Consider the following 11762-nt stretch of genomic DNA (forward strand, 5'->3'; position numbering starts at 1 on the left):
CGCCGCCTACCTCTCATAGCGGATGCGCGGGTCGATCACCGCGTACAGGACGTCCACGAAGAAGTTGACGATCACGATCATGGCCCCGCCGATGAGGACGGTGGCCTGGACCACCGGGAAGTCGCGGAAGGAGATGCCCTCGTAGAGCAGCCGGCCGACCCCGGGCCACGCGAAGACCGTTTCGACGACCACCGCGACATTGACCATGATGACCAGGTTGATGCCGGCCAGCGTCAGCACGGGGATGAGCGCGTTCTTGAAGGCGTGCTTGCCGATGACGAGCGCCTCGGGCAGCCCCTTGAGGCGCGCGAGCTTGACGTACTCCGAGCCCAGCACCTCCAGCATGGCAGAGCGCGTCAGCCTCATGTGGGCCGCCGCGAAGTACCAGCCGAGCGCGAACGCCGGCATGATGACGTGCAGCGCCGTGCCGGAACCGGAGGACGGCAGCCAGCCGAGGTACACGGAGAAGAACAGGATCATGACCAGGCCGACCCAGAAGGAGGGGAGCGACAGCCCGAGCAGCGCGAAGATCTTCCCCGCGCTGTCCCACCATTGGTTCACGCGGACGGCGGCGAGGATGCCGCTCGGGATGCCGACGAGGAGCGAGAATGCCATGGCCGCCACGGCGAGCATAAGGGAGTGCGGCAGCCGGGAGAGGTACAACTCCAGCACCGGCGTGCGGTAGTAGAAGGAGTGGCCGAGGTCCCCTCGGGCGAGGCTCGACATGAACTGGCCGTACTGGACCCAGAGCGGCCGGTCGAGGCCGAGCTGGAGGCGGACGGCGGCCAGGTCATCCTTGCTCGCCCCCGGCTCCACCAGCAGCACCGAGGGGTCGCCCGTCAGGCGCACCAGCAGGAAGATGGTGAGAGAGAGCAGGAGCAAAGAGAGCACGGCGTAGCCCAGCCGCTTGACGATGAAGCGTTTCATGGCTGCCTCTTGAGCCTCAGGTCCTCGTACGGCCCCGAGTACGCAAAGCCCTTGATCTGGTCCACGCCGGCCTCCTCCACGCGGGGCCCCAAGCCCCAGAGGAAGGCCAGCTCGTAGATCGGGATCTGCATCACCCGATCGTGGAGGATCTGCTGGATCTGGCGGACCATGGTCTCCCGCTTCGCGCGGTCCAGCTCGCGGGCCTGACGCTGGAAGAGGTCCTCCACCTCCGGGAGCACGCCGGTAGTGTAGATGCCCCCCTTGCTCACGTAGGCCTCGAGCCGCGTCGCCGCATTGCCCGACGCGCCGGTGATGCCCACGATCAGCCCCTTGAGCTTGCGCTCGCGCCACGCGGTGAGGAACGACGCGCGCTCCATGGTCCGGATTCTCGTCCGGATGCCCACGGCCTGGAAATAGCCGGCCAGGGCCTCACCCATGGAATCGTAGGGCGGGAACGGGTAGAAGTCGCCGGCGTCGAAGCCGTTCGGATACCCGGCCTCGGCCAGGAGCTTCTTCGCCTTACCGGGGTCATAGGCCGGGGGCTCGAAGGCCAGGGCGAACTCGAAGCTCCGGGGGATGATGCTGCCCGTCGGCAGCGAGAAGCCGAGCGTCTCGGCCTGGTTGATGGCGTTCCGGTCGATGGCGTGGCGGGCCGCCTGGCGCACGCGCTGGTCATGCCAGGGCGACTTCGGGTCCCACTGGTCAGGCAGGTCGATCCAGAACACGCCGGGGGGCTTGGCGCCCACGAGCTTGAGCCCCGGCGTCTTCCGGACGTCGTCGGCCACGGGCCCGGTCAGGAGATAGGCGATGTCCACATCGCCCTTTTTGAGCGCGGCGGCCCGCGTCGTCTCCTCGGGCATGCTGCGGAAGACGAGCCGCTTGACCGACGGCGTCTTCCGCCAGTAGCCGTCGAAGGCCTCCATGACCAGCTCGACGCCCGGGGTGAAGCTCACCACCTTGTACGGGCCGGCGCCGATCGGGGCCTTCTTGAAACCGTCGTCGCCCACCCTTTCCACGTACTTCTTCGGCACGATCCACGCCGCGCCGGTGGCCGAGGTGCCGTAGAAGGTCATGAAATCCGGCCACGGCTCTTTGAGATGAAAGCGGAGACGGGTTCCGTCGACGATCTGGACTTCGCGCACCCGGTCCTTGAGCAGCTTGGCGGCCACGCCTTTGTAGCGGTCGAAGGAGAACTTCACGTCCTCCGCCGTGACGGGATCGCCGTTGTGGAACTTGACGCCCTTGCGGAGGACGAACTCGTAGATGAGCCCGTCCTTGGACGCGGTCCACGACTCGGCGAGGCTCGGCGTATTGGCCCCTGCCGGCATGGGCTTCACCAGCGCGTCGTGAATGGCGTAGTACACCATGAACGGGGTGATCAGGCCCTCGGCCTCAGCCGGATCCAGCCAGCGGGACACCAAGGTCACGTGGATACCATAGGTCAATGTCCCCTCGGGCGCGGCGCCGGCGGGCGCCGCGATCGCGCACATCAGCAGAGCGGACCCAAGCAGTCCGAACAGTCGCGTTCTCAACATTCGCCCCTCCTATTTCCCTTTGAGCTTGAGATCTTCGTAGGGCGCCGAGTAGGCATGGCTGGTGATGGCGTTGAGCCCGTGCGCCTCGACCCGCGGCCCCACGCCGTTGAGGAAGGCGGGCTCCAGCACGGGTGCGAACATGACGCGCTCGTGGATCAGCTGCTGGAGCTTGTCGAGGATCTGCCGCCGCGCGCGGGCATTGGTCTCGTTGGCCTGCTCGGAGTACAGGCCGTCCACCTCAGGATAGGAGCCGTAGACGTACTGGCCGCCCGTCACCGCGTAGGCCTCGAGCCGCGTGGCCGCGTTGCCGGGGGCGGCGCTGCCGCTCTGGATGACGTACTTGAGCTTCTTCTCGCCGTACTGCTTGAAGAACGCCGCGCGCTCGAGCGGGCGGAGCTGCAGGCGGATGCCGACGGCCGTGAGGTAATTGACCACGGGCTCGCCGATGGCCGTGCCGTAGATTTGGTCGCCGGAAAGCTCGCCCGCGTCGAAGCCGTTGGGGTAGCCCGCCTCGGCGAGCAGCTGCTTCGCCTTCTTGGGGTCATAGGGATAGGCCGGCGGCTGCCAGGCGTAGTCCATGGCGTGCGGGATGAAGGAGACGGCGGGCCTGGCATAGCCCAGGTACACGGCCTGGTTGATGGCCTGACGGTCGATGGCGTAGTTGGCGGCCATGCGCACCCGCTTGTCCGCCCACGGCGACTTGGCGTCCCACTGCTCGGTGAAGAGCAGCCACACCGTGAAGAGGATATAGGTCGGCTTGAGCGTCAGCCCGGGCGTGCGCTTGACCTCCTCGGCGAGCGGCCCGGTGATGCTGTAGGCGATGTCCACCTCGCCGCGCTTGAGGGCCGCCAGGCGCGTGGACTCGTCGGGGATGACGCGGAGCACGAGGGTCTTGACGGCGGGCGTCTTGCGCCAGTACTGCTCGTGGGCCTCCAGCGTGAGCTCCACGCCGGGCTTGAAGGAGACGAATTTGTACGGGCCCGCGCCCACCGGCGCTTTCTTGAAGCCCTCCTCCCCCACCTGCTCCACGTACTTCTTCGGCACGATCCACGCGGCCCCGGTCGCGGGCGTGGCGTAGAAAGTCATGAAGTCGGGCCAGGGCTGCTTGAGGACGAAGCGTACGCGGTGTGGATCCACCACTTCGACGCGCGCCACTCTCGCCTTCATCTGCTTGGAGGACGCGCCGCGGTAGCGCTCGAAGGAGAACTTGACGTCCTCCGCCGTCATGACGTCGCCGTTGTGGAACTTGACCCCCTTGCGAAGCGCGAACTCGTAGGTGAGCCCGTCCTTGGACATCGTCCAGGACTCCGCCAGCGAGGGCGCCATGGCATTGCCGGGCATGGGCTTCACGAGCGCGTCGTGCAGCGCGTACAGCACCATGAAGGGCGTGATGATGCCCGAGGTCTCGGCCGGGTCGAACCAGGTGGGCGCGAGCGAAACGTGGACGGCCCAGGTCATCTGGCCGTTTGGGCCTGCGGCGCTGACCGGTCCTGCCGCGCCGGCCGGCGAAGACATGGCCAAGGCGGCAACGAGGGAAACGGCGCACGCTCGGGAGCGGGTCATGGTCTGTCCTCCGCTGCACTGCGACAAGGACCGGAAACGCTCGCGGGCTGCGAGGTTGCCCGATTATGCCCAAATCCCCTGCCCTGTCAATAGGAGCCGCGGGCGCTGGAGGCGCCGCGGGTGCTGGAGGGGCCGGGGTCCGCGATTGCCGCCTGCTGCGCCCTGTGCTACCGTCCGCCGGACATGGGCGACATCCTCGACCTGGCCGAGCGGTTCTGGCAGGGACAGATCCCGCCGCGCGACCTGTGGCGGCCGACACACAAGAGCGAGGAGCTGGCGCCGGGTGTCGTCTTCTTCCACACCTGGGCGAATGTCACCGCCATCCGAACCGAGGCGGGGCTCGTCCTCGTGGACACGGGCAACTACGCCGCGCGCGCCAAGACCTTTGCCGCCGTGCGCGCGGTGGACGGTGATCCCCTCCACGCCGCCGTCTACACCCACGGCCACGCGGACCACGCCTGCGGACTGCCGCCCTTCCTTGAGGAAGCGCGTGAGAAGGGTCGCCCCGCGCCGTTGATCGTCGGGCACCGGAACGTCGCCGCCCGCTTCGACCGGTACCGGATGACCGCGCCCTGGAACGGCCTCATCAACTCGCGCCAGTTCTCGGTGAACACCACGTGGCCGACGGACTACGACTACCCGACCGTCGTCTACGACGCGGCGTACGCTCTCGAGGCGGGCGGCGCGCGTCTCGAGCTGACGCACGCGCGCGGCGAGACCGACGACCACACGTGGCTCTGGTGGCCCGAGCGGCGCATCCTCTTCACCGGCGACCTCTTCTTCTGGGTCGCCCCCAACGCCGGCAACCCGCAGAAGGTCCAGCGCTACGCCGCCGAGTGGGCGCGGGCCCTGCGCGCGATGGCGGAGCGCGGCGCCGAGCTCCTGATCCCGGGCCACGGTGTCCCGATCGTGGGCGCGGCGCGCGCGCGCCAGGCGCTCAGCGACACGGCGGAGTGGCTCGAGACCCTCGAGCACGAGACCGTGGCGCGCATGAACGCCGGGCTCGGCCTCGACCAGATCCTCGCCGAGGTACGCCCGCCCGCGCATCTCGCCGAGCGCCCGTACCTCCAGGCCGTCTACGACGAGCCGGAGTACGTCGTGCGCAATATCTGGCGGCTCTACGGCGGCTGGTGGGACGGCCAGCCGGCGCATCTCAAGCCCGCCCGCGAATCGGAGATTGGACGGGAGGTCGCGGCGCTGGCGGGCGGCGCCGAGGCGCTCGCCGACCGCGCCCGGGCCCTGGCCGAGAGCGGCAGCTTTGCTCTCGCATGCCACCTGGCCGACTGGGCTGCGGCCGCGGCGCCCGACAACGCGCGGGTCCACGCCGCGCGCGCCGACATCTACGAAGCGCGCGCCCAAGCTTCAAACGCCCTCATGACGCGTGGTATCTTCTCCGCTACGGCACGCGAGTCGGCGACGAAGGCCGGCCGCGGTCCCGAACAGGGTGCCAGGCCGGCGCCGACCCCCAAGACGCCCCCAATCCAACGAGGGTAGAGCATGGCGGATCTCCGACGGATGCGCACCGTGACCGGGGCGGCGCTCTGGGCGCTGGGCGTGATCCTGTGTGCCCCGCCCCCGCTCCACGCCCAGCAGACGCAGCCTGACCGCGAGCTCGCCCAGGCCCGCGAGAACGCCAAGTGGGAGCAGGCCAACGCCGCAAAACGGCTCGAAACCTTCCTCAAGGCCGAGCCCAAGCCGCATCCATGCCAGATCTTCGTCGAGTGGAGCCCGCGACTCTACGCCATCGCCGCCGGCACCAACGCCGAGCAGAACGGCGTGCGCCGCGGCGACCGTCTCAAGAGCATCAACGCCGAGGCCGTCGCCACGCTCGACGACGTCACCCGCATCCTGACCGGCGTCCCGGCCGGCACGACGGCGGTCAACATCGTGGTCGAGCGCAGCCTCTCGACCTTCGCCCGCGAGGGGCGGGACGTGCCGCTCCGCGTCCAGTGCCGGAGCGACAAGGCGCGATGGGAGGCCAAGAAGAAGGCGCTCGAGGCAATGAAGGACGGCCGCTGGAACGACTGCTTCCTCGGGATGCGCGAGGTGATCCAGGAGTGGGGAGTGGGACGGACCGGCGACGTTGAGGTGCGCGGCCTGTGCTCCTACTACGACGCCCGGCTCAAGGGGCGGCCGATCGGCCCCGACGACGCGCAGAGCCTGTACGACTGGCGCCACGCCCAGATCCTCGAGGCGCGGTACGACCCCGGCGCCCTCGACCGGGTGCGGGGCGACATGCTCTCGAGCGCCAACGTCCTCCGCGGGTGGAACGCGAAGAACCTCGCCGAGGACCTCGAGCTCCAGCTCAAGGAAGCGACCCTGCGGAGCAAGGTCGACCCCGACGAGGACTCGGGCCACGTCCAGGGCACGGGCGTACTCGCGCGGCCGGACGGCACGCTCCTCACGGCCGCCCACGTCGTGGACAAGGGCAAGTACATCGTGGTCCACTGCCCGGGGCGGAAGGAGGCGGTGGCGAAAACCGAGTCAATTGCGCGCAACCTCGACCTGGCGGTGATCAAGACCGCACTGACCAACACGGCCTACCTGTCGCTGGCGCCCGCTCGGAGCGCGCGAATGGGCGAGCTGCTCTTCACCATCGGCTTCCCCATCAGCACCTTCCTGGGCACCGAGGCCAAGCTGACCGAGGGTACGGTGAGCGCCATGTCGGGACCGGGCGGAGAGATTTCATTCATCCAGATCACGGCGCCGGTCCAGCCGGGCAACTCGGAAGGCCCGGTGGTCAACGGTCAGGGGCAGATCATCGGCATCGTGTCGTCCACGATCGCCTCCCTGCCCTTCCTGATGGCGACGGGCGTCGCGCCCCAGAACGTCAATTGGGCGGTCAAGGCCGACTACGCGCGGCCGCTCTTCGAGCAGCCCACCGCGCGGCCGGCCGCCGGCAGCCGCACCGAGGCGCTCGAGCGGGCGAGGGGCGCGACGTGCCGCATTGAAGTCGACCGCTAAGCAGGCGGCTGAAAAGGGCCCATCTGCTTCGTTGGCGCCCTCGGCCGCACGCTCGTGGCCGTTCGAGCTGAGGGGCGGAGCCCGGAGGCGAGGGCTGAGACAATCGTACGCCTCGCGTGCGGAATCAACCCAGCCCTCGTCTCGCGACGGCCCGGGCCGTCGCTCAACTCGAATAGCGGGGCGCCGCCTCGCATCTGGACCCTTTTGAGCCGCCTGCGAGTTTTCAGGCGCCGGCTCGCTACTCGTATTTGATGGGGCCGTAGCCGAGATACCTGAAGCCGATCCCCTTGCCCTTGATGACCCCGTTCTTCGTGACGGCGCCCTCCGGCAGCATGCCGACGGCGTTGTCGCCGCCCAGGTAGAGCATGACGTTGCCGCCATCGAAGAATAGGAGATCGCCCGGCTGCGGCTCACCCTCCGTGCCGACCTTGAGCTGGCCCTGGAGGCTCTTCGCCGTCACCGCCTCGGGCTTGTCGATCACGCCCGCCTGAGCCAGGATGAGGGCGGCGAAGGCGGCGGAGTCGAGCCCGTCTTCCTTCTTCTTGCCGGCCCACTTGAAGGGCACCTTCTCCTGCTTGAGCGCGAAGGCCGCCGTGAGCGCGTCGCGCCGCTTCCCGGTGATCGACGCCGGCAGCGCCGGGTCCTTGATGTCCTTGCCCGTGTTCGGGTTCTGCCGGAGGGCGACCACGAGGAGCGCGAGCTCGCCGCGCTCGACTCGGGCGGCGGCGAGCGACTGCTCGGCCTTCGCCGCGTTGGCCGCCGCCGCGGCGCTCGTCGCCGTCAGCCGCTGGCTGTCGCGCTGCGCGGCGTCGCGGGCCTGCGTGAGCGTGGCGATCTGCTTCTGGGCGTAGAAGATCGCGCCGATCGCCAGGAGCGCGCAGACCACGAGGCCGATCAGCAGGGCCAGCGTCAGCCCCCTACCGCCACTGCGCGGTGTCTCCGTCAGGTCCGCCATGGGCTGCAGGTCGTCGTCGAATGCGTTCATCGATCGGTCACCTCTCCGTTGAGTCGACTCGTTGCGGGTGATGAAATCCCTCTCTCTTAAGGGTTGGCTCGGCTCGCCTTCGGCTGCGCCTCACACTGCGTCGAGCCTGGCTGCGAGCTCCGCCGCGCGGGCGCGGAAGTGTCTCACGTTGTCGAGCTTGATGTCCTCGTAGCCGCGGATCATGTCGGGCAGGTCGCCGAGCGCCACCGCCGTGTCGTGGGTGGCGGGCGAGAGTGACGCGAGCGCCCGCTCGACCAGCGCGCGGTACTCGCCGATCAGCGCCCGCTCCTCGCGCCGCACGCGGGCGTAGCCGAAGACGTCGAGCGACGTGCCGCGCAGCCCCTTCATCGCGTGGAGCGCCGAGAAGGCGGGCTTGAACCAGGAGCCGAACCGGATCTTCTTCTTGAGCCCGAGCGCCCGCAGGAGCGGCGGGTGCAGGTGCCAGTAGTAGCGGATCTCGGAGCCGAAGCGCGCGTGGAGCTCCGCCTCGAGCGCGGCCGAGAGATGCAGGCGCGCCACCTCGTACTCGTCCTTGTACGCCATGAGCTTGAAGAGGTGGCGCGCGACGGCTTCGGACAGCCCCGTGCGGCCGGGCGTCTTCCGCGACTCCTCGCCGGCCACACGCGTGACGAACTCGACGTACCGCCGCGCATAGGCCGCGTCCTGGTAATCGATCAGCTCGGGCACGCGGATCTCGAGCAGCCTGCGGAGCTCGCCCGTCGAGCCCGCGGCGTCCACCAGTGCCCGCGCCTCGGCCGAGAGGGCGCGCGAGGTCTCGGCCTTGCCCTGGGCCTGGACGACCGCGGCCTCCACGCGCTTGGCGTCCACCACGGCCATGCGCCCCCAGCGGAAGGCCAACAGGTTCATGTCCACGCTGACGCCGTTGAGCCGGATGGCGGCCTCGAGAGAAGCGGTGCTGATCGGGAGCGCGCCGCACTGGTAGGCGGCGCCCACCATGATGAAGTTGGTCGCCATGTGGTCGTTGAAGAGCGCCTCGGCCATGGCCTGGGCGTCCACGTAGACGTTGGCGTCCTTGCGCGTCACCCGGTCGATGCTCATCAGCGTGCTGCCGAGTTCGGGGAACTGGAGCGTGGTGTCCACGACCATCCGGCCGGTGGGGATCTGGCTCGTCGAGACGGCGGCGATGGTGCGGCCCGACTCGGCCTTGTCGAGGTTGACCGGGTCCGTGGCGACGAGAAGGTCGAAGCCGAGGTAGAGGTCGGCGCCGCCGGCCGAGACCTTGTTGGAGCCCTCGATGGGCTGGGAGTCGATCCTGAGGTCCGAGACCACAGGGCCCCCCTTCTGCGAAAGCCCCGTCTGATCGAGGCCGCGCACGTGGCGGCCGTCGAGCATGGCGGCCGTGCCCAGGATCTGGTTCACCGTCACGACGCCGGTGCCGCCGATGCCCATCATGTGCAGCGCGAAGCCGTCGCGGGGCACGCGCAGCGCGGGCTCGGGCAGGTCGGCGTCCAGCGGCGTCAGGCGCCGCTCGCGCGTGCGCGGCTCGCCGACCGGCTCGATGGTCAGGAATGACGGGCAGTCGCCGAGGAGGCACGAGTAGTCCTTGTTGCACGAGGACTGGTGGATCTGGGTCTTCCTGCCGAACTCGGTCTGGACAGGTTGGACGGAGAGACAGTTCGACTTCCGGCCGCAGTCGCCGCACCCCTCGCACACGGCCTCGTTGATGAAGATCCGCGTCTGGGGATCGGCCTGCTTGCCGCGCTTCCTGAGCCGCCGCTTCTCGGCTGCGCACTGCTGGTCGTGGATGAGCGCCGTCACGCCCAGGACGGCCGCCAGCACCGACTGGGCCTCGAGGAGGCGGTCGCGGTGCCAGACCTCCGTGATGCCCGCGAGGGAGACGCCCTTGTAGATCTCCGGGTGGTCCGTCGTGATGATGATGCGCTTGACGCCGTCGGCTTCGAGTCGCCTCGTCAACGCGGGGATGGGCAGCGCCCCCGCGGCGTCCTGGCCGCCCGTCATCGCGACGGCCGAGTTGTAGAGGATCTTGTACGTGATGTTGACGCCCGCAGCGATGGCGTAGTTGATCGCGAGGCTGCCCGAGTGGAAGAGCGTGCCGTCGCCGATGTTCTGAAAGAGGTGCGGCGTCTCGGTGAAGGGCGAGATCCCGACCCACTGCGCGCCTTCGGCGCCCATGTGCGTGACGCCGATGATGCCGCGGTCCATGCCCATGGCCATGCCGTGGCAACCGATGCCCGCCGCGGCGACGCTGCCTTCCGGCACGACGGTGGACCGGTTGTGGGGGCAGCCCGAGCAGAAGTAGGCCGTGCGCGCGAGCGACAGCGGCTTGGGCCGCTGCTTGAGCTCGTCGATGTGGCGGATGCGCGCCTCGACGGAATCGATCCTGAGCTTCCGGGCGATCCGCCTGGCGATGGCGCGGGCGATGACATCCGGGTCGAGTTCGCCCACGACCTCGACGAGCAGCCGGTTTTCCTCGTCGCGCTTGCCGACGATCCGCGGCCTGTCGGCCTGGCCGTAGAGAATGTCCTTGCAGAACATCTCGAGGAAGGCCCGCTTCTCCTCGACGACCAGGATCTCCTCGAGCCCCCGCGCGAACTCGCGGACTATCCGAGGCTCCATCGGAAAGAGCATGCCCATCTTCAGCAGGCGGATGCCGTGGCGGCGGAGCCCCTCGTCATCGAGACCGAGCTCCAGGAGCGCCTGGCGAACGTCGTAGTACGTCTTGCCCGCGCTCATGATCCCGAGCCATGCGTCCGGCGTCGGCACGGTGATGCGGTTGAGCTTGTTCTCGTACGCGTAGAGCCGCGCCAGCTCGAGGCGTGCGTGGTGGAGCGTGCGCTCCATGTCGAGCCCGTAGGGCGGGATCAGGTTGACGTTGATCGCGTGCTCGAAGCGCCGGCCGTCCAGCTCGATCGTGGGAATGATGGGGCTGACGCGCTCGGGCGACACCTCGGCCGTGCCCGCCTCGTCGGCGACGTTCGTGACGATCTTGACGCCGACCCAGAGCCCGGAAGTTCGGGAGAGCATGAAGCCGTGCAGGCCCAGGTCGAGGATGTCCTGGACATTGCCGGGAAAGATGGTCGGCATGAGCGCGTCGTAGAGCGCGACTTCCGAGTGGCTCGGCAGCGTCGAGGACTTGGACACCGGGTCGTCTCCCGCCAGGGCCAGCACACCGCCGTTCTTGCCGACGCCGGCGTAGTTGGCGTGCTTGAAGGCGTCGCCCGACCGGTCCACGCCCGGCGCCTTGCCGTACCACATGCCGAGGACGCCGTCGTACCTGGGGCGCGGGAAGAGGCCGACCATCTGGCTGCCGAAGATCGCCGTGGCTCCCAGATCTTCGTTCAGGCCGGACGAGAAGACCACCTGATGCGCTTCGAGCAGCTTCTTCTCACGGTCGAGGGTCTGGTCGAGGCCGCCCAGCGGCGAGCCGCGGTAGCCGGAAACAAAGGTCGCCGTGTTGAGCCCCCGCCGCTTGTCGGCGCGATGCTGATCCAGCGGGAGCCTGACGAGCGCCTGGATGCCGGAGAGGTAGATGCGCCCCGACTCCTGCGTGTACTTCGCGTCCAGCGAGAACTGGTCGGCCTTGCTGGTCATGAGCCCCCCTCAGGGGATGGCGGTGTCGGATTGGACAACGGCCCTCATGGTAGTCGGGAACTCCGCTTGAGGCAACTGTCTGCGGCCCGCTCGCGTCAGGGGCGGCCCGGCCGGGAGCGGGATCTCGAAGGCCCACAAGTCCCTTGGAAGTTCCCCGGTTTCTGCGGGCGCCGAAGGCGCTTTACGGGGGGCCGGGCGGGGGCTAGAATACGCCC

7 protein-coding genes are annotated in these 11762 nt (G+C 68.9%); 2 read left to right on the forward strand and 5 right to left on the reverse strand.

Translation table 11 applies throughout. The features are described 5' to 3' along the window. Positions 1–6: 6 nt before the first annotated feature. The 3 genes from Q7W02_11600 to Q7W02_11610 are packed head-to-tail and all read right to left on the reverse strand — an operon-like array spanning position 7 to position 4025. The gene (locus tag Q7W02_11600) at positions 7–927 is read right to left on the reverse strand and encodes an ABC transporter permease (protein MDO8476809.1); all 921 of its coding nucleotides are present in this window, start codon (positions 925–927) and stop codon (positions 7–9) included. Next, complete coding sequence (locus tag Q7W02_11605) at positions 924–2462, reverse strand: ABC transporter substrate-binding protein (GenBank protein MDO8476810.1); 1539 nt, start codon at positions 2460–2462, stop codon at positions 924–926. Before Q7W02_11605 ends, Q7W02_11600 begins: the two co-directional genes overlap by 4 nt. Positions 2463–2471: 9 nt before the next feature. Further along, positions 2472–4025 (reverse strand): ABC transporter substrate-binding protein, encoded by a 1554-nt coding sequence (locus Q7W02_11610; GenBank protein MDO8476811.1) that lies wholly within the window; start codon positions 4023–4025, stop codon positions 2472–2474. Between the two features lie 120 nt (positions 4026–4145). On the opposite strand from Q7W02_11610, the gene Q7W02_11615 reads away from it, so the two are divergent. Next, positions 4146–5519 (forward strand): alkyl sulfatase dimerization domain-containing protein, encoded by a 1374-nt coding sequence (locus Q7W02_11615; protein MDO8476812.1) that lies wholly within the window; start codon positions 4146–4148, stop codon positions 5517–5519. Between the two features lie 3 nt (positions 5520–5522). Next, positions 5523–6989 carry a trypsin-like peptidase domain-containing protein gene (locus Q7W02_11620; protein MDO8476813.1) on the forward strand — a complete coding sequence of 489 codons (1467 nt, stop codon included), beginning with the start codon at positions 5523–5525 and terminating at the stop codon, positions 6987–6989. Between the two features lie 238 nt (positions 6990–7227). Here the strand turns inward: Q7W02_11620 and Q7W02_11625 are convergent, their stop codons facing one another. Together Q7W02_11625 and Q7W02_11630 are read right to left on the reverse strand one after the other, a co-directional pair. Continuing rightward, positions 7228–7974, reverse strand: a complete 747-nt coding sequence (locus tag Q7W02_11625) for an NlpC/P60 family protein (GenBank protein MDO8476814.1) — start codon at positions 7972–7974, stop codon at positions 7228–7230. Between the two features lie 90 nt (positions 7975–8064). Beyond that, positions 8065–11547, reverse strand: coding sequence for an indolepyruvate ferredoxin oxidoreductase family protein (locus Q7W02_11630; GenBank protein MDO8476815.1), 3483 nt, complete (start codon positions 11545–11547; stop codon positions 8065–8067). Positions 11548–11762: the final 215 nt, after the last annotated feature.

The organism is Candidatus Rokuibacteriota bacterium (assembly GCA_030647435.1).
In the GTDB taxonomy this organism is placed as follows: domain Bacteria; phylum Methylomirabilota; class Methylomirabilia; order Rokubacteriales; family CSP1-6; genus AR37.